This window comes from Caviibacter abscessus (assembly GCF_001517835.1).
Taxonomy (GTDB): Bacteria; Fusobacteriota; Fusobacteriia; order Fusobacteriales; family Leptotrichiaceae; genus Caviibacter; species Caviibacter abscessus.
Genome location: NZ_LOQG01000011.1, coordinates 25,209 through 44,534, shown reverse-complemented (window position 1 = coordinate 44,534; position 19,326 = coordinate 25,209). Strand labels below are relative to the sequence as shown.

General features: G+C 27.6%; 21 protein-coding genes. 5 read left to right on the top strand and 16 right to left on the bottom strand.

Features of this window, described 5'->3' with window-relative positions; all coding sequences use genetic code 11:
• Positions 1 to 19: 19 nt before the first annotated feature.
• On the bottom strand, positions 20 to 931 hold the full coding sequence (locus tag AWT63_RS02250; RefSeq protein ID WP_068268095.1) for a pseudouridine-5'-phosphate glycosidase: 912 nt from the start codon (positions 929 to 931) through the stop codon (positions 20 to 22).
• 1 nt (position 932) lies between these two features.
• Complete coding sequence (locus AWT63_RS02245; protein WP_068268092.1) at positions 933 to 1,850, bottom strand: carbohydrate kinase family protein; 918 nt, start codon at positions 1,848 to 1,850, stop codon at positions 933 to 935.
• 124 nt (positions 1,851 to 1,974) lie between these two features.
• Between AWT63_RS02245 and AWT63_RS02240 the strand changes: the two genes are divergently transcribed.
• Genes AWT63_RS02240 through AWT63_RS02230 form a run of 3 tightly spaced genes read left to right on the top strand, consistent with a single transcriptional unit; the run spans position 1,975 to position 5,198 of the window.
• Positions 1,975 to 2,850, top strand: a complete 876-nt coding sequence (locus AWT63_RS02240; RefSeq protein WP_068268090.1) for a serine aminopeptidase domain-containing protein — start codon at positions 1,975 to 1,977, stop codon at positions 2,848 to 2,850.
• Between the two features lie 14 nt (positions 2,851 to 2,864).
• Positions 2,865 to 4,232: an aldehyde dehydrogenase family protein gene (locus AWT63_RS02235; RefSeq protein WP_068268089.1), complete on the top strand. Its 1,368-nt coding sequence runs from the start codon at positions 2,865 to 2,867 to the stop codon at positions 4,230 to 4,232.
• Positions 4,233 to 4,244: 12 nt separating this feature from the next.
• Complete coding sequence (locus tag AWT63_RS02230) at positions 4,245 to 5,198, top strand: ROK family protein (protein WP_068268088.1); 954 nt, start codon at positions 4,245 to 4,247, stop codon at positions 5,196 to 5,198.
• Between the two features lie 55 nt (positions 5,199 to 5,253).
• Here AWT63_RS02230 and AWT63_RS02225 read toward each other — a convergent pair whose 3' ends face one another.
• The 11 genes from AWT63_RS02225 to AWT63_RS02175 all read right to left on the bottom strand — a co-directional run bounded on the left by AWT63_RS02225 (position 5,254) and on the right by AWT63_RS02175 (position 14,492).
• The gene (locus AWT63_RS02225) at positions 5,254 to 6,183 is read right to left on the bottom strand and encodes an L-lactate dehydrogenase (RefSeq protein WP_068268085.1); all 930 of its coding nucleotides are present in this window, start codon (positions 6,181 to 6,183) and stop codon (positions 5,254 to 5,256) included.
• Positions 6,170 to 6,808, bottom strand: coding sequence for an ABC transporter ATP-binding protein (locus AWT63_RS02220; RefSeq protein WP_068268083.1), 639 nt, complete (start codon positions 6,806 to 6,808; stop codon positions 6,170 to 6,172). The genes AWT63_RS02225 and AWT63_RS02220 overlap by 14 nt, the downstream gene beginning before the upstream one ends.
• Before the next feature lie 61 nt (positions 6,809 to 6,869).
• Positions 6,870 to 7,121: a hypothetical protein gene (locus tag AWT63_RS02215; protein WP_068268081.1), complete on the bottom strand. Its 252-nt coding sequence runs from the start codon at positions 7,119 to 7,121 to the stop codon at positions 6,870 to 6,872.
• Positions 7,118 to 7,951, bottom strand: coding sequence for a carbohydrate ABC transporter permease (locus AWT63_RS02210; RefSeq protein ID WP_068268079.1), 834 nt, complete (start codon positions 7,949 to 7,951; stop codon positions 7,118 to 7,120). The genes AWT63_RS02215 and AWT63_RS02210 overlap by 4 nt, the downstream gene beginning before the upstream one ends.
• A gap of 9 nt (positions 7,952 to 7,960) precedes the next feature.
• A complete protein-coding gene (locus AWT63_RS02205) occupies positions 7,961 to 8,854 on the bottom strand; it encodes a carbohydrate ABC transporter permease (protein ID WP_068268077.1) in 894 nt (297 codons plus the stop codon).
• 57 nt (positions 8,855 to 8,911) lie between these two features.
• Entirely contained in the window at positions 8,912 to 10,222 is a 1,311-nt protein-coding gene (locus AWT63_RS02200) for an ABC transporter substrate-binding protein (RefSeq protein ID WP_068268377.1), read from the bottom strand.
• Between the two features lie 19 nt (positions 10,223 to 10,241).
• Positions 10,242 to 11,168: a dihydrodipicolinate synthase family protein gene (locus tag AWT63_RS02195; RefSeq protein WP_068268076.1), complete on the bottom strand. Its 927-nt coding sequence runs from the start codon at positions 11,166 to 11,168 to the stop codon at positions 10,242 to 10,244.
• A complete protein-coding gene (locus tag AWT63_RS02190) occupies positions 11,165 to 12,016 on the bottom strand; it encodes an ROK family protein (RefSeq protein ID WP_068268074.1) in 852 nt (283 codons plus the stop codon). Before AWT63_RS02190 ends, AWT63_RS02195 begins: the two co-directional genes overlap by 4 nt.
• Positions 12,013 to 12,711: an N-acetylmannosamine-6-phosphate 2-epimerase gene (locus AWT63_RS02185; protein WP_068268072.1), complete on the bottom strand. Its 699-nt coding sequence runs from the start codon at positions 12,709 to 12,711 to the stop codon at positions 12,013 to 12,015. Before AWT63_RS02185 ends, AWT63_RS02190 begins: the two co-directional genes overlap by 4 nt.
• 12 nt (positions 12,712 to 12,723) lie before the next feature.
• Positions 12,724 to 13,539 (bottom strand): MurR/RpiR family transcriptional regulator, encoded by an 816-nt coding sequence (locus AWT63_RS02180; RefSeq protein ID WP_068268071.1) that lies wholly within the window; start codon positions 13,537 to 13,539, stop codon positions 12,724 to 12,726.
• A complete protein-coding gene (locus AWT63_RS02175) occupies positions 13,536 to 14,492 on the bottom strand; it encodes a hypothetical protein (RefSeq protein ID WP_068268069.1) in 957 nt (318 codons plus the stop codon). The genes AWT63_RS02180 and AWT63_RS02175 overlap by 4 nt, the downstream gene beginning before the upstream one ends.
• A gap of 266 nt (positions 14,493 to 14,758) precedes the next feature.
• Between AWT63_RS02175 and AWT63_RS02170 the strand changes: the two genes are divergently transcribed.
• Together AWT63_RS02170 and AWT63_RS02165 are read left to right on the top strand one after the other, a co-directional pair.
• Positions 14,759 to 15,844 carry an ABC transporter ATP-binding protein gene (locus AWT63_RS02170; RefSeq protein WP_068268067.1) on the top strand — a complete coding sequence of 362 codons (1,086 nt, stop codon included), beginning with the start codon at positions 14,759 to 14,761 and terminating at the stop codon, positions 15,842 to 15,844.
• Positions 15,844 to 16,578, top strand: a complete 735-nt coding sequence (locus AWT63_RS02165; protein ID WP_068268065.1) for a LacI family DNA-binding transcriptional regulator — start codon at positions 15,844 to 15,846, stop codon at positions 16,576 to 16,578. The genes AWT63_RS02170 and AWT63_RS02165 overlap by 1 nt, the downstream gene beginning before the upstream one ends.
• A gap of 38 nt (positions 16,579 to 16,616) precedes the next feature.
• Here AWT63_RS02165 and sufU read toward each other — a convergent pair whose 3' ends face one another.
• Genes sufU through sufD form a run of 3 tightly spaced genes read right to left on the bottom strand, consistent with a single transcriptional unit; the run spans position 16,617 to position 19,326 of the window.
• Complete coding sequence (gene sufU / locus AWT63_RS02160) at positions 16,617 to 17,045, bottom strand: Fe-S cluster assembly sulfur transfer protein SufU (RefSeq protein WP_068268064.1); 429 nt, start codon at positions 17,043 to 17,045, stop codon at positions 16,617 to 16,619.
• 15 nt (positions 17,046 to 17,060) lie between these two features.
• Positions 17,061 to 18,266, bottom strand: a complete 1,206-nt coding sequence (locus tag AWT63_RS02155) for a SufS family cysteine desulfurase (protein ID WP_068268062.1) — start codon at positions 18,264 to 18,266, stop codon at positions 17,061 to 17,063.
• A gap of 7 nt (positions 18,267 to 18,273) precedes the next feature.
• Positions 18,274 to 19,326 carry a Fe-S cluster assembly protein SufD gene (gene sufD, locus AWT63_RS02150; protein ID WP_068268060.1) on the bottom strand — a complete coding sequence of 351 codons (1,053 nt, stop codon included), beginning with the start codon at positions 19,324 to 19,326 and terminating at the stop codon, positions 18,274 to 18,276.

The following is a 19,326-nucleotide window of genomic DNA, read 5'->3' as shown; positions in this document are numbered from 1 at the left end:
GGTGATATATATACTTTCATTACATATTCTTTGCAATCTTACAAGCTAATTTAACATTGTTAAATACAAGTTGTATATTAGAATTTAAAGAATCTCCTTTTGTTACTTTTTGAATTTCGTCAAGTAAAAACGGTGTAGTATCTTTTCCTTTTATTCCAAGTTTGTCAGCTTTTTCAACAGCTTTAGATATAACTTCTTCAATTAATTTTGCGTCCATTTCATATTCTTTTGGAATAGGATTTGCAATTACAACTCCTCCTTCAAGACCTATTGCCCATTTTGTTTTTAATAAATCTGCAATTTCTTTTGAACTTTTCATTTTATAATCTAAATTAAATCCTGATTTGCTTGTATAAAATGCAGGTAATTCTTTTGTTTTATATCCTAAAACGGGAACACCTTTAGTTTCTAAATATTCAAGTGTTAAACCTAAATCAAGTATAGATTTAGCACCTGCACAAACAACAGCAACACTTGTTCTACCTAATTCATCAAGGTCTGCTGAAATATCCATAGTAGTTTGTGCATTACGGTGAACACCACCTATTCCTCCAGTTGCAAAAATTTTAATTCCTGCAAGTTTTGCTCCGATCATTGTACTTGCAACAGTAGTTGCTCCATTTAATTTATTTGATAATACATATGGTAAATCTCTTCTACTTACTTTTGGAACATCAAGTCCTTGTTTTCCTAAAAGTTCAATTTCATCTTTTGATAAACCTATTTTAATTTTTCCATTTATAATCCCTATAGTTGCAGGTATACAACCATTTTCATAAACTAAATTTTCAACATACAATGCTGTTTCTACATTTTTTGGATAAGGCATACCATGAGATATTATTGTAGATTCAAGTGCTATAACTGGTTTTCCTTGAGCGATTGCTTCTTTTACTGTTTCATTGATTTCTAAAAAATTATTTAAGTTCATTTTATTTCTTCTCCTTTAATTTCATATATTCATTAATAAGTTTTTCTTTTGTAAATGATTTTGGCACTGTTCCTTTTTCTTGAATTTTAATAATTGAAGCACATTGAGCTATTTTTGCCATTTCGCATATATTAAATCCTAAACTATATGCATATACAAGAGTACTTGTAAATATATCACCTGCTCCGGTAACATCAACAACATCAACAGGTGGATTAGGAATATATCCGCATTTAGTTTTAGAATAATATTTAACTCCGTCTTTACCTAATGTTAAAAATAGCATTTTAACACCGTTATCTATTAAAAATTTACAAGCTAAATCAATATCATCAATTCCTGTTAAAGATTTAATTTCTAATTTATTTGTTTTTAAAATGTCAATACTTTCAAGAATACAATTTAGATTTTTAGCCTTTTTTACTGAAACTGTATCTGATACAAAAATTTGATTTTCCTTTTTGATTGAAGCTAAAAACTGAAGTGTTGTTGTATCTAAATTAGTATCAATGACAATAATTTCTGAATTATTTATTACATCAATTTTAGTTTTTAAAAAATCTAAAGAAAGAAATTTTAAAATTTTCATATCCGCTATTGCAGCAATCATTTCTCTTTTTTCATTTAAAATAGAAAGGTATGTTGATATAGGATAATCACAAATTAAGCTATCACTAATATCTATCCCTTTATTTTCCAGATCTGTTTTAATACTTTTACTATATTCATCATTTCCTAAAACAGTAATCATTTTGACATTTGGTATAAGCTTATTTAAATTATCTGCAATGTTTCTACCTACGCCTCCAAAGCCTACATTGATATCTCCAATATTAGAGTCATTCGGTATAAATATAGAAGATGATACACCCTGAATATCAATATTACATGCCCCAATAACAAGAATTTTGTTTTCCATATACACCTCCTAAAATATATATATACCCTATTTTACAACTAATTAAATATTATAGTCAATTACTTTGTGAAATAAGAAAAATATGATATACTTAGAATGGTCAAAATAATTAAGGAGATAAGCTATGAATAAGTTCTATTATACAGGTTATAAAAATAGTGAAATTCCATATTATGAGTTCAGTCATAAAGATGATAAAAACAGAAAACATATTTTAATAATTCATGATATATTTGAGCCGTGTACAAGATATATTGAATTTGCTCAATTTTTATATCAAAATGGATATAATGTATATGTGCTTGAATTGAAGGCACATGGAGAATTAAGAAAATCAAATATAGCTGATTTTGGAGAACATGGAATAGAAGGTGTTTTACAAGATATTAATATGTTTATACATACAAAATTTTTAAATTTAAATTACAGAGACGTGGTTTTATTTGGACATGGATATGGAAGTTTAATTGCAAGTTATTTAGCAATAAATAATTCGTTTAAAAATTTAATATTATCTTCTATGCCACTTGAAAAAATGTTAGTAATAACAAGTGGAATAATAAAAAATCAAGTGGAAAATAAACTAGGGTTAGAAGTTGCTTCTTTTAATAAAAATATAGAAATATTTAATTCTAAATTTAAAAATGAGAGTAAGTATGCTTTTGTAACCAGAGATTTAGCAGAACAGAAAAGGCTTTTAAAGGAAATAGACGGATATCAAGGAAGTCCTAAATTCTTTTTAGATATATTAAGACTTATGAGATATGTTAAAAGAAATATAAAAAATGTTAGAGAAGATATTAGTATTTTAGCCATATATGGTTCAGATGATACATCTATATCACAAGAAAAATTTAAAAAATATATGGTTAGAATAAATAACAAAGCAAGAAAAATTAATTTTATTAAAAATCAAAATGGTAGACGTGATAGTTTACATGAAATAAATAAAGCAAAAATATTTGACGAAATACTTAGTTGGCTTAATGTTCAAGACTGATAGAAAGGATAAAAATGGACGATATAAAAATATATTCGCCGGTAGATAATAGTTATTTAGGAAGCACAAAATCAATGTCAACCGATGAAATTGAAAAATCTATACAAGAGCTACTTGAAGCATTTAAATCATACAGTAATATAAGTATAACTGAAAGAGTAAAATGTTTAAAAAATGTAGCAAAAGAATTGGAATCACAAACGGAAGAACTTTCAAAAATTCTTGCTATGGAAATATCAAAACCATATAAAGCCTGTGTTGATGAAATTAAAAGATCAGTTGAAATGATTTATTATACAATAGAAGAAGGTCTTAGAATAGAGTCTAAAGTTTATGAAGGAGATAGTTACGGTGTAGATGGGAAAATAGCTATAGCTAAAAGAGAACCTTTAGGAATAGTTCTTTGTATAGCACCATTTAATTATCCTATAAATTTATCTGTATCAAAAATAGTTCCTGCATTAATAACAGGAAATGTTGTATTATTCAAACCACCTACACAAGGGTCAATAAGTGCTACAAAATTAGCTGATATTTTCATTAAACATATGCCAAAAAATACGATTAAACTTGCTACAGGTAAAGGAAGTGTTATAGGAGATTTTATTAATCAACATGAAGATATTAAATATATTAATTTTACAGGTAGTACACAAATTGGGAAACAAATATCATTTCAAGCAGGTATGAAAGGTATAATGCTTGAACTTGGCGGAAAAGATGCAGCAATAGTTTTAAGTGATGCAGACATTGATAAATGTGCTAAAGACATAGTTTCAGGAGCATTTAGTTATTCAGGTCAAAGATGTACGGCTATAAAAAGAGTACTTGTAGTAAATGAAGTTGCTGACGAACTTACAGATAAAATACAAAAACATATACAAAATTTAAAAGTAGGAAATCCATTAAATAATTGTGATATAACACCATTAATAGATTCAAAGTCTGCTGATTTTGTTGAAGGTTTAATAGTTGATGCTATAAAAAAAGGTTCAAAACTTGTTATAGGTAATAAAAGAGAAGGAAATATAATATACCCAACATTACTTGATAATGTTACCCTTGATATGAAAGTAGCTTTTGAAGAACCTTTTGGTCCAGTACTTCCAATAATACGTGTAAAAGATGAAATGGAAGCAATAAAAATTGCAAATATGTCGCAATATGGTTTACAAAGTTCTGTTTATACAAAAGATATGAAAAAAGCATTTGAAATTGCAAAACAACTTGAAGTTGGTACAGTTCAAATTAATAATAAGACACAAAGAGGTCCTGATAATTTTCCATTTTTAGGAATAAAAGATAGTGGTATTGGGGTTCAAGGTATAAGAAACAGTATAATAAGTATGACAAAAATAAAAAGTATAGTATTTGATATGTAAGGGGAGAAAAAAATGAAGTATTATGGTGGTATAGATTTAGGTGGCACAAACACTAAAATTGGTTTACTTGATGAAAAAGGAACTATGATTTTTAACACAAGTATAAAAACTAATTCACAAGAAGGTGTTGAAAAATCAGTAAAGAGAATATGTGACACTTTACTTGCCAAAATGCAAGAATACAGCATAGATATTGAAAGCCTTAATTCTGCTGGAGTTGGTATTCCCGGACCTGCTGTAAATAAAAGAATTGTAAAAATGTTTGCAAATTTTCCATGGCCTAAAAATTTAGATTTAGCAAAAGAATTTGAAAAATGTTTAGGAAAACCTGTATATGTTGAAAATGATGTTAATGTAATAACATTAGGTGAAGTATGGGTTGGAGCAGCAAAAGGGTTTAACGAAGTTTTTGGAATGGCAATAGGTACAGGTATAGGTGGAGCTGTTGTGTCAAATAGTAGAATAATACCTGGTAAAATTGGTGCAGCCGGAGAAGTTGGACATATAAAGTTATATCCAAACGGTAAATTATGTGGATGTACTCAAAAAGGGTGCTTTGAAGCATATGCTTCAGCCACAGGGATAATAAGAGAAGCAAATTCAAGACTTATGGTTAATAAAAATAACTTATTGTATGAGATGACAAAAGACAGAGAACTTGAAGCAAAAGATATATTTGATGCTGCAAAACAAGGAGACAGATTTTCTCTTGATATTGTTGAAGATATAGCAGAAATTATATCATATGGTTTAGGAAACATATTAAATATTTTAGATCCTCAAATAGTAGTTATAGGAGGAGGAGTTGCTTTAGCAGGAGAAATGCTGTTTAGTAAAATAAGAGAGAAATTACCTAAATATGCATTAGGACCTATATTAGAAACTCTTGAAATAAAAGAAGCTATCCTTGGAAATGATGCGGGAATTTACGGTTCAGCATATTTAGCTATGATAGAAACAAAATAAGGCTTAAAGATAAATAATAAAGGAGTATTGAATTTCACAATACTCCGATTTTTATTTATAATTCAACTTTTGAAATTATGTCTTTTAATACTTTTTTAGAATTTTCAAGTTTTTGTTTTTCTTCTTCACTAAATTCAGGACATATTTTCATTATTTGTCCATTTCTACCAACTATATTTGGTACTGAATAGTAAACATCATCTATAGGGTTGTATGTAGAAATAGTTAAAATTGATTTTTCATCTCTTAATATAGCTTCAACAATTCTTTCAACTGCAAGTCCTATTGCATAGTTTGTATAACCTTTTTTGCTTATTATTTCATAAGCTGCATTTTTAACTTTAGAACTTACTGTTTCTTTTAATTCATCTAACTCAACATTTTCTCTTGAGCAGTATTCTTTTATTGAAAGAGGTCCTACACTAAGAGAAGACCATACAGGAAATTCACTGTCTCCATGTTCTCCAATTATGTAACCGTGTATATTTCTTGCATCAAGGTCAAATATTTTTGCTATATTATATCTAAGTCTTGATGTATCTAATACTGTTCCACTTCCAATAACTCTGTTTGCAGGAAATCCTGATAATTTATATGTAAAATATGTAAGTATGTCAACAGGATTTGCAACAACAAGTAAAATACTATTTGGAGAATATCTTACTATTTGTGGAATCATTTTTTTAAATATTGAAAGATTTTTATTTATCAAATCAAGTCTTGTTTCACCATTTTTTTGATTTGCTCCGGCAGTTATAATTACTATATCTGAATCATATGTATCTTTAAAATCTCCTGAAGTTATTTCACTTGATTTAAGAAATGCAGCACCGTGAGCTATATCAAGAGCTTCTCCTTTAGCTTTATCGCTGTTTATATCAACAAGCACGATATGTGAAGCTAGTCCTGATTGTGCAACGGCAAGAGTTGTAGCAGATCCTACAAATCCTGCTCCAATAATTGAAACTTTGTTAGTTCTTTTCATTTTTTATTCCCTCCATGGTATATATTCTATTTGATATATGTTTTACTAAAAATTTATCATGTGATATGAATACAAAAGCAGTATTATATTCTTTATTAAAAAATTTAATTAAGTTAATGATTTGTTCTTGTATAGTTAAATCTAAAGAAGCTACGGGTTCATCACAAACAACTAATTTAGGTCTTAATATCATAGCAGCTCCAACTATAACTCTTTGTCTTTGTCCACCAGATAAGTCACAAGGATATTTGTTTTCAAAATTTTCTAATCCAAGAAATTTTAACATTTCATTTACTTTTTCATCAACATTATCGTATTTATTAACGATAAGTGGTTCTTTTAAAATTTGTCTGACAGTCATTGCTTCATTTAAAGCACTATAGGGATCTTGAAATATCATTTGGATATCAGAAATTTTTCTATTTTCTAAAGGCTTATTTAAAAATAGAATATTACCACTATCTTGTTTAATAATACCTAATATGATTTTACCTATAGTTGATTTTCCTATACCGGATTTACCAACTATTGAAAAAATTTCTCCCTCATTCACTTCAAAAGATATATTTTTAAAAATATATTCAGAATCAAACTTTTTAGAAATATTTTCTAATTTTAAAAGCATAATTTACCTCTTTTGTTTTTATATAATTATTATATCATTAAAGTAAAAAAACTTCACTTAATTAGTGAAGTTTTCTATAAATATATATAGATAAATTAAGTATTATACTTGTAGTTACAACAGGCATATAGTTAAAATACAGTGCATAAGTCCTATCTCCTGTTGATAAGAATAATAAAATAACACTAACCATATTAATAATTAAAGGTGGTAAATAAAGTTTATCTGTAGTTCTATTTAATAAAAGTGTTACGAATAATGAACCAAGTATATATAATTTACTGTAATAAAACCACGCTATAAATATTATCATCCTTTAACAGCTCCTAATGTAACACCTTGAGTGAAATAACTTTGGAACATTAAGAAAACTATTATCATAGGTAATGATGCAAGAGCTGCACCAGCCATAAGAAGTCCATAATTTAGTGAAAATTCAGCTTGTTGTGCCATTGCAGCAACTCCAAGTGGTAAAGTTTTCATTTTATCACTATTTGTAAATATTAGTTGTGAAAAATAATCATTCCAACTTGAAATAAATGTAAATATAGCAAGGGCTCCAATTCCTGGTTTTATAATAGGTAAAACTATATTTGTAAAAGTTTTAAATTCATTACAACCATCAATTTTAGCAGATTCTAGTAATTCGTTTGGTACAGAATGTGAAAACTGTTTCATTAAAAACACTCCGAAGGGCCAACCTACAGCAGGTAGTATAAGGGCCTTGTAAGTGTCAATCCAACCTAGTTCAGTTATAAATTTTAAAAGAGGTATTAATATAACTTGTTTAGGTAGTGCCATAGCTCCAACAAATATTATAAACAATATACTTGCACCTGGAAAATGTTTTTTAGCAAGGGCGTATCCACCAAGAGATGCAGTTGTGCATACAAATATAGTTGTAAATGATGAGATTATCACTGAGTTTATAAACCATCTATATGTTAATGGAATAAGCAAAGTTTCATAATTTTTTAAAGTTGGAGATAAAGGTATCCATTCAGGTGGAATTGTAATTGCGATTTCTTGTAATTTAAATGAACCACTTAGTATCCAATAAAAAGGGAAAATGAAAAATATTGTAAAAACTATTAATATTATCATTGATATAACAGCAAAAGCTGATGTTCTTTTTACTTCCATAGTTACTCCTTAATCAACATCATGTGATAAAATTTTAAATTGAAATATTGATATAACTCCAATAATTATTGCAAGAATAACTCCCATAGCAGAAGAAGCCCCATATCTACTTTCAACAATTGCCTTTTGATATACAAGATACATTATAGTTGAAGTAGCATAGTTTGGTCCTCCAGCAGTAAGTAACTGTATAAGTGCAAATATTTGGAAACTGTTAATAGTTGTTACAACTACTATATATAAAGTTGTGGGTTTAATCATAGGCCAAATTATATGAGTAAATGTTTTTTTGTCTGTTGCCCCGTCAATTTTAGAAGCTTCAATTAAGTCTTTGGGAACATTACCTAAAGCGGCTACATATAAAATTATAGGCTGACCAACGCTTGTAGTTATAAGTATAGCTATAATTGCAAATATAGCAGTTCTAGGATTACCAAGCCAGTCAACATTTGTTTTAGTTATATGAGCAGTTTGTAAAATATAGTTTAATATCCCATATTTTGGGTGATAAATCCAGTTCCATACAACAGTAACAGAAACTACAGATGATATGGCAGGAATATAAAAAATACCTCTAAAAAATGATCTTATAAAAGCATTTTTTTCATAAATATTTATTGCTACAAAAATAGAAAATGCAACAACAATAGGAACAGCTATTACTGTTATAAGTAGCGTATTTAACGTTGATTTAATAAATATTTCATCTTTAAATAAATTAATGTAGTGTGATAAACCTACAAAACTAATGTTTCTACCTCTAAATCTAAATAATGAAAGGTAAATACCTTTAATCATTGGATATAGGACAAATGAAGTAAAAAATATAAGTATAGGTAATATAAATAAATAAGCACTGTAATCAACTTTTTTCCAGTTTATTTTTTTTACATTAGCTAACATAAAAGATCCTTTCTTTTTTTGAGAAAGGAGTAAATACCCCTTTCTCATTAATATTTTTTATTTTGCATCTTCAATAGTTTTATTTGCATCATTTACAAATTTATCAAGAGCTTCTTTAACTTTTTGTTGACCATTTAAAATTGATTGTACCATGTTAAACCAAAGTGGTCTCATTTGAGCATAACCATCTATTGTATTATAATATGGACCAAATTGTGCACTTAAGCTTTCTAAGAATTTGATTTCTTTATCTTCACCATATAATCCAGATTTACCTGTAGGTGAGAAGTTTTTAGTTGCTTTAAGTGATCTTTCACCCCATACAGGATCGTTAATAATAAAGTCTACAAATTTTTTAGCAGCAGCAACTTTAGCAGCATCTCCATTATCAAATACAGCAGCACCAGCTAATAAAAATTCAAATTTAGCTTTACCGCTTTCATTAGGGAATGCAACAAATACAGGATCTAATTTACCACTTGCCATAGCTTGAGCATCTTGACCTTTTAATCCAGGAGAATATAAAATTGTACCAGCAGCCTTACCACTTCTAAATGCTTCTAGAGCATCTTTTGCTTCAGCAGAAACACCTTTACCTAATAATTTATTATCGTAAGCTTTCTTTATCCATTCAAGAGCTTTAACCCCATTTTCATCGTTAATAGTATATTTACTTACGTTTTCATCAGTTATCCAAGAGTTAAATAGATTAGAAACAAATGCTCTAGGTCCTTGGTCTCCGGCTTGAGATTTAGTATAGAATAAAATAGGATCTATGCTACTATCTTTTTTGCTTATTTCTGTAAGTAACTTTTCAAATTCAGCAACTGTCCAGTTTCTTCCTTCTTTATTTAAAGGTAATAAATCAGTAACACCTAATTTATCGGTAATAACTTTATTAAATGCCATTAAAAATGGAGCAGTTCCTAAAGGGTATAAGTATAATTTACCTTCATAACTTGAAGCACTTAAAATATTTTTTGAATATTTGCTTTGGTCAACTTCATCAAATGAAACTAAATAACCTTTTTTAGCCCAATCTATTATACGACCTGGTGCATCTATAACAACATCAGGATTTGCTTTTGATTGTATAGCTGTTTCAATTTTTGCAGGACCGTCAGTAAAGTCAATTTTTTGATATTCAACTTTAATGTTAGGATTTTTTTCTTCAAAAGCTTTGATTAACGCTTGATCATATTCTTCAGGTGTTTTAAATTCACTGTCAGAAGTGAAATTAGGGAAAGACCAATATTTAATTGTAACTTTTTCAGAAGCAGTTGAATCTGCTTTTTTAGTACCACAAGAAAGTAACGAAAATGCTAATGTAGAGCAAATTGCAAAATTTTTAAAAAAATTTTTTTTCATAATAACTCCTCCATATATATTAACAATAATTTTTAATTGTTTCATTTATCATCTTATCAAGTTTTATGCAAAGATTTATGTCTTCTTGTGATTTAATAGGTAACATAGGACCTCTTGGTTGACCTGTTTCAATGCCTCTTAAATGTAAAATATATTTTGTAACACCATATAGAGAAGGACCTGAAAGTAAACCGACAATTATTTCATTAACTTTATTTTGAAGTTCACGAGCTTTTTGTATTTCATTGTTTTTAACTAATTCATCAAGTTTTAAAAATAGTTCAGGCATCACACCGTAAGTTCCACCAATACCTGCATCTGCCCCAATCATACGTCCTGCAATAAATTGTTCGTCTGGACCGTTAAATACTAAAAATTCTCCGTTTTTAACTTGTTCTCCTATGTATTTGAATTGTTGCAGTTCAAATGTACTTTCAGATGAACATTTAATACCTATTACTTGTTCCATAGCAGCCATTTCTTTAAATAAATAAAGTGGCAAATTAAATCTTGTAGTTTGTGGAATATGATAGATTATAAATGGTAAATCAGTAGCTTCTATCATAGCTATCCAGTGTTCTTTAATAGCTTTTGGAGAAAATCCGTAATATACACAAGGAATTGAAGATATAGCATCAACACCTACTTCTTTAGCATGTTTTGCAAGTCTAACAGATTCAGTAGTTGAATTAGCTCCTATATGTGCGATGATTGTCAATTTTCCACGTGCTTCTTCCATAACAGCTTCAAGCATAAGTTTTCTTTCTTCTTCATTTTGAAGAACACCTTCACCTGATGAGCCTCCAACATAAAGACCTTTAACACCTTTTTCTATGTAGTATCTTGTAAGAGCTTTTGCTCTTTTGGCACATACATTTCCATTTTCATCGTATGTAGAATACATAGCCATAAAAATTCCTTTAAATTTGTCTAAGTCGTATTTCATTTCAATTCCTTTCTGATAATATAGTAAATACCAAATAGCCCTGCATTATTTTCAAGTGTAGCTAATTCTATTTTCGTACTAAATTTTTTATTTATTATTTTTTTATTTACGTTTTTAATAATAAGAGGTTCTAAGTATTCTTTTTGTGCTGTTATTCCTCCACCTATTATAATTTTACTTGGATTTAAAGTATAAATAACATTTAAAATTCCATGAGTTAAATTTTTTACGAGAGTATTTATAGCATTTTTGCAAATTTTATCGCCTTTTTTTGCATTTTCAAAAATGTATAAACCATCAACTTTTTTTTCTAATTTTTTACTTACATATTCAGTTAAAAATGAAGTTGAAGCAAAATCTTGAAAAATTCCTTTTTTAAAAGGCATATAACCAATTTCACAAGCCATGAAATTGTTACCTTTGTAAATTTTATCATTTAATATGAATGCTCCGCCTACACCTGTTCCTATTGTCATGCAAAACATATTATCAGGTGAATTTGTATAAATATATTCTCCATAAGCAGCACAATTAACGTCATTTTCAACAAAACAAGGTATATTAAATTTTTCTTCTATTATTTTTTTTATTTTTGTCCCTGTATATCCTGGAATTGTTGGACCTGAAAAAATAATTTTGCCTAAATCACTGTCAACAACTCCTGCTGTACATACACCAATTGCATCAATTTTTTTATAATTTGTACATATAGATATAATATCATCTAAAATATTATTTGATGTTTTTGTTTTTCTTGTGGGAATACTACTTATTTTTCCTATTTTGTTATTTTCTATAATAGCGTATTTTATACTTGTTCCACCTACATCAAAACAAAGACATTTCATTTTAATCCCATACCTTTTATAAATCTTTCAGTTATTTCAAGAGGTCTAGTTATAGCTCCACCTACAACAACTGCATAAGCTCCTAAATCAAGCATTTTTTTTGCTTGTTCTGGAGTATGTATTCTACCTTCTGCAATGACAGGAATAGGGATACTTTCAACTAATTGTTTTATTAAGTCAAAATTAGGTGCAGGATCATTTTTTGTATAAGGAGTATAACCGCTAAGAGTAGTACCTACAAAATCAACTCCGGCTTTATATGCATTAATTCCTTCTTCTAAAGTTGATATATCTGCCATTAAAAGGATATTTGGATATTTTTTCTTTATTTTTTCTATGAATTCATTTATTGTAAGACCATCAAATCTTTCACGAAGTGTACAATCAAGAGCAATTATATCTGCTTTAGCTTCAACTAATTCATCAATTTCGTCTATACCAACTGTTATATGTTGTGGAAAGTTATCATATTTTTTCTTAATCAAACCTATTACAGGAACACTTACAGCTTCTTTTATTTTAGATACATCACGAAAACTATTAGCTCTAATACCGCAAGCTCCACCTAAAATAGCAGCTTTAGCCATTAAAGGCATGATTGACATTTCTTCAAGATACAAAGGTTCATGTGAAAGAGCTTGACAGGAAACTATTAGTTGACCTTTTAAAATTTTTAGTATATCTTCTTTTTTCATATTTATATCCTTTCATTCTTTGTTTTTATTTGCAACGGCAATGGCAATTTTCTCTTTTGCATTTGTTGCATTTTTCATGTTTTTTATAGCATAAGCAGTAGCGATTATATCAATTAAATATAATTGTGAGATTTTTGCAATTAATGAACCACCATTAAGGGGAGTTTCTTTACCGGCTGTTAATAGACATATATCAGCCATTTTTGCAATGGGTGACATAATATAATTTGTGATTGCTATTATTTTGCAGTTGTTATTTTTGGCTACATTTAAAGGATATATTAAATCTATGGTTTCTCCGGATAGACTAATAACTATTATTAAATCATTACTAGTTGTAGTTGAAGAATACATTATTTGAAAGTGACTATCAGTTATTGCAGTTGAAAATTTACCATATCTTAAAAATCTGTTTTGCATTTCAATAGCTGCAACTCCTGAAGCACCAAGACCATAAATATATACTTTATTAGATGTTTCAATTAATTTTATAGCTTTATTTATATCTTCTTTATTTATCAACTCTTTAGTGGAATTTATGGTTTTATTTATATTATTATGTATCACTTCAATAAAATCATCACTATTTTCAGGGTTTTCTACCATATTTTCTTTAGCAACTTCTAGTTTAAACTCTATAAATCCTTTATAGCCAAGTTTTTTTACAAAACGAACAATAGTTGCTTCGGATACTTTTATTTTTTTAGTTATTTCTTGTAAAGACATATATGAAACTAAATTTGATTGTTCTATGACAAATTGAGCTATTTTCTTTTCTTGTTTACTAAATGATGGATAAAACGACTGTATCAATGAAATATGCTTCATAACTCTCCTTTAAATACTTCGGGACTTCTAAATCCCGGTTTTATTTCGCCCATTATTAAAAATACGCTATTTCCTATTTTTATTAGTCCTGAACCACAGGTTGCACTGTTTTCATCTTCTCCTATATATTCAAAACTTTCATTAATAAAATTATATTTTAAAATTTTATCATTCCATTTAAAATCTTTTCTTTTGGTTTTAAAATAGTTAATTTTAAAATCGATATTTTCAAGATTTTTAACTGCGTTATCATAAACTTCTTTATTAAATCCACCCATTATTAATAAGGTATTGTCATTGATTTTTGTAAATGCACTACCTGTTAAAGAAATAGGAATATCATCTAATCTATACCATTTATCTTCTGTTATACTATATTTATATGAATCCATATGACATATGTTGCTTGCTCCACCAAATATGTATATATGTTCTTTAAATCCTGCGAACACACATTGTTGACGAGGGATACCTATAAATTTTGCTTTTTTTGTAAGCTTTTTAGTTTTTAAATTTAATTCATATACAAAGTCATTTCCAAAGTATAAGTTATCTTTTAATAAGTATGCAAAGCCACAAATTATTTCAAATCCTATATCATATATTTCGTTTATTATAATCTCATTATTTTCTATGATATATTGATATATTTTTGTATTGCCAGCTCCACCTATAAAGATTATAGAGTTTTTTAAAGATATACTCATACCTCTATCACAAAATATTCCTGATTTTTTATGAGAAATTATATTAAAATTTTCATCTAAAAGATAAATATCATCGTAAACTTTTCTTGTTCCTTCATGTGGAAGTTTACAAGGAAAATTAGAACCTCCAGATATTATAACTTTATTATCAATTACTCCGTACATAAATGATGATACACCTTCATATTTAGGATTTTCAATGTTGTCTATTTGTGTAGGTATTAAACTGATTTTTTTCAATATCATTTTTATCACTAATATAGTATACCCAGATTTTTTTCAAAGTCTAGATGTGAAAATAAAAAAAAATTTCAAAAAAATAAAAAAGTATTGTAAAGTAAATATTATAGTGTCTAAAAAAATTTTTGATTAAATAAAAATAAAATATTTTATAAATTTTTGTTAAATTTTTTTGCTTTTTTTAAATTTCGATGTATACTATGTTTGTAATAAGAAAAATAAATGTTTTTTAGTGATAAAGAATTTATCAAAATTTGAAAGGAATGAGAGTATTGGCAGAAGTAATTTTAAAGAAAGTTGAAAAACAATATCCAAATGGATTTAAAGCAGTACATGGAATAGATTTAGAGATTAAAGATGGAGAGTTCATGGTATTTGTTGGTCCATCAGGTTGTGCAAAATCAACAACACTTCGTATGATAGCAGGTCTTGAAGAAATTACAGGCGGAGAAATTTACATAGGAGATCAATTAGTAAATGATGTTCCACCTAAAGATAGAGGAATAGCAATGGTTTTCCAAAATTATGCACTATATCCTCATATGACAGTTTATGAAAATATGGCATTTGGTTTAAAACTTAGAAAAACTCCTAAAGAAGAAATAGATAGAAGAGTTAAGGAAGCAGCTGAAAAATTAGAAATAACAGAACTTTTAGATAGAAAACCTAAAGAAATGTCAGGTGGACAAAGACAAAGAGTTGCACTTGGACGTGCTATTGTAAGAGAACCTAAAGTTTTCCTATTTGACGAACCACTTTCAAATCTTGATGCAAAATTAAGAGTTTCAATGCGTGTTAGAATAACACAATTACATAAAGAGTTAAAAACAACAATGATATATGTTACTCATGATCAAGTAGAAGCTATGACTATGGGAGATAGAATAACAGTATTAAAATTTGGTAGAATAATGCAAGTTGACACACCTCTTAACCTATATCATAGACCTGCAAATAAATTCGTTGCAGGATTTATTGGATCACCTACTATGAACCTTATAGAAGCAACTTTAGTTGAAAAAGATAATAAAGTTTATGTTAATATTGACGGGGTAGATATAGAATTAGTTGAAGAAAAAGCTCAAAAAGTTAAATCATATGTTGGTAAAAAAGTAATATTTGGTATAAGACCTGAATCAATAACTGTAGGTCAAGGTATAGAAGGAGATATAAGCGTTGTAGAGCAAATGGGAAATGAAGAATACATATACTTTAATTTAGGTAATGCACAATGGACTGCAAGAATTAATGTTGAAGGTATAGATCAAGTTAAGAAAACAGGAAAATGCTTATTCGGATTTGATACTTCAAAATGCCATATATTTGATATAGAAACAGAAGAGAATATCAGCCTATAATGAAAGTTAAAATAAAGGACATTGCAACAAAATTAAACTTGTCATCGTCTACGGTAAGTTTAGTTTTAAACAATAGACCTTCAAGAATTTCTGAAAAAACTAGATTAAAGATATTATCTATGGCAGGTAAATTAAATTATAGTAAAGATATAGAAACAGATATTGAAGATAAAATAAATATAAATACTATAGGAATTTTAATTACAGACCTTGATAAGAGATATGATTTAGAACTGGTTATGAATATCAGAAAAAAATTAAAAGAAAAAATGTATACTTCTTTTATTATTGAAACTACTGACAACATAGATGAAGTATTAAATTGTTTAGATAATCTAATGGCTAAGGGTATAGATGGAATAATTTTAATAGCTCCAAAAGATGTTGACAAAATTTTAGATAGTTATTTTGATATTTTTTCAATACCTGTTGTAATATTTAATAAAAATGCATATACGGGTAATTCCAATTGTGTTTATATTGATTATGATGAGATAAAAAAAGAGATACAAAATAAAGGTGAAAAAATAGTAGAAATTAATAATATAGAAGATGCGATGAATTATAAAAAAGGCATTTGTCTTGAAGAAACCGATATTACGAAAGCCTTTCATATTAAAAGTGTTTTTATAGATAATAGCTATATAGCAAAAAAAATAACTGATTTACTGATACAAAATATAGAAGATAAAGATATGAAAACAAAAGAAATTATAATTTCTCCAAAAATATAAAAAAAGTACCGAAGTTTTTTGGTACTTTTCTTTTATAATTAATATTTATCAAGTATTGCCTGTGTACTATGCCAAGATAAAGTAGCACATTTTATTCTTGCAGGCATATCTTTTGTCATTTCAAGTATTACAGCATCTTTTAATAAATCTTTTTCATTTTCAGTTATTTCATCACCTTTTATCATTTTAAAGAAGATTTTTAGTATATTTTTCGCTTTTTCAATATTTATTCCTTTAATTGCTTCAATTAACATTGCGGTAGAAGCCGTTGAAATAGCACAACCATTTCCAATAAAAGACATATCTTTAATTATACCGTTTTGTATATTTGCCATAACTGATAAATCATCTCCGCAACTTGGATTATGTCCTCTTTCAACATCTGTGGCATTTAAAATATCTTTTTTTAAATCATTTCTATTTGCATATTCAAGCAGTGTTAATTGATATACTTTTTCAAGTTCCATTTTATCTCCTGTAAGTTATATTTTAAATATTTCTTTTACCTTGTAAAGTGCATTAATAAGCATATCTATATCTTTTGATGTATTATATATCCCAAGACTTATTCTACAAGTTGAGTTAATACCCATAAAATTTAATAAAGGTGCAGTACAATGTTGCCCTGAACGTACAAAAACTTTGCATTTATCTAAAATGAAAGCTGTATCATGAGAATGCACGTTTTTAACATTGAATGAAATAACACTTACTCTGTCTGTATTTTCATAATAAAGTTCAATAAAATCTAAATTTTTTAGTCTAAATAAAAGCTCCATCATTAAATTATTTTCTATTTTTTGTATTCTTGAATATCCAATATCTTCTATATAGTCAATGGCTTTTGAAAGACTTAATATAGCGGGTGTATCAAGTGTTCCTCCTTCAAATTTTTGAGGAGGTAGTGCATATGTTGATATATTTTCCTCAACATATTCTATCATATCCCCTCCATATAAAAAAGGAGGCATTTCATTTAAAATATCTTTTTTTGCATAAAGTATTCCAACTCCAAAAGAACTAAACATTTTATGACCTGAAAAAACTGCAAAATCAACATTCCAAGTAGAAAAATCATGTTTAAAATGTGATATTGATTGAGCACAATCTAGTAGAACTTTAGCGTTTTTTGTATGTGATAATTCAATTATAGTATTAAAATCTTGTATTATACCTGTAGTATTCACAACAGCAGATAAACAAACAAGTTTAGTATTGTCGTTTAATTTATATTTAAAATCTTCAATATCTAATTGACCGTCATTTTTAAGATAGATATATTTTAGTTTTGCTTTTGTCTTTTTTGCTACAAATTGCCACGGAACTAAATTTGCATGATGATTTGAAATAGCAATTAAAATTTCATCATCTTTGTCAAAAAAATTTAGACCGTAACTATATGCCAGTATGTTTATAGCTTCAGTAGTATTTTTAGTGAAAATAACTTCATAGTCTTCATTTGCATTTACGAAACTTTTAACTTTTTTTCTTGTATTTTCGATAATTGATTTACTTATTATTGAAAGTTCATAAGAACCTCTACCTGCGTTTGCATTAAAATTTGAGTAGTATTCATTAATAGCATCAATTACTATTTTAGGTCTTTGACTTGTAGCACCAGTATCTAAGTAGCTAAAATCATCTTTTAAAAATATTGGAAAGTCTTCTCTTAAATTATCACTTAACATAAAACTCCTATAACATTCTTTTGTTTAATTCTGTAAACATTTTTTCTTTAATATCATCGATTTCAATTTTTTCAAAGATAGGTCTAAACGCAGATTCTACTATTATTTTCTTTGCTTCTTTAGGATTAAATCCTCTTGACATTAAGTAAAATAGTCTATCTTCGTCAACTTTTCCTACAGATGCAGCGTGAGCTCCAACAACATCATCTTCATCGCAAAGCATAGCAGGTATAGCATGTATAGTGATAGTATCATCAAGTAATATTGAAAATTCTCCTTCACTTGCTGTTGATTTACTGCAACCTTTATAAAAATAGATATTACCTCTAAATATTTTATGACCGAAATCTTTTGTTGCACCTCTTGCTTCAATATTACCGTTACCATATTTTCCGTGGAAAAGTAAAGAATATTCATAATCTGCTTTTCTGTTTTCATCAACTAAATATGCTGGTAAAAATAATATATCAGCTCTGTCTCCAAGTAATCTTGATTTTGCAGCTACTGCATTTATTTTTGAACCAAGTTCAAGATCATAATATTCAACTTTACTATCATTATAATTTAAAAAATCAGTTTGAGTAAAGTTTTTAGAATTTTTGTTTAAATTTTGTAAATTTATTATTTCTAATTCGGATCTATCTTTTGCATTTACTCTTAAATATCCGTTGTGATAACCGAAACTATCATCAAAGCTTTCATAATATATTAGTATTTTTGCTTTGGCATCTTCTTCAACATCTATTTCTATTCCATTAATTAGTATATTATTTTCTTTATTTAAAGTATATTTGATAACTATCATATTTTCAACATTTTTATTAATTTTAATGTGTAATTTATGATTTAATCTTTGTTTATTTTCAATTTCAAAATACTCACCTAAACCTCTATATGGTTTTGGTCTTGCTAGTTCAGGTTCATTTGAAATTATTATTCCGTCTTGTTCTATATTTTGCATGCTAACATTAAAATTGCTAAATTCTTGTATTGGAATTTCATCTACAACTTGATAGTCCATTCTTTTCCAATATGGTTTTTTAATATCTAAATAATTCAT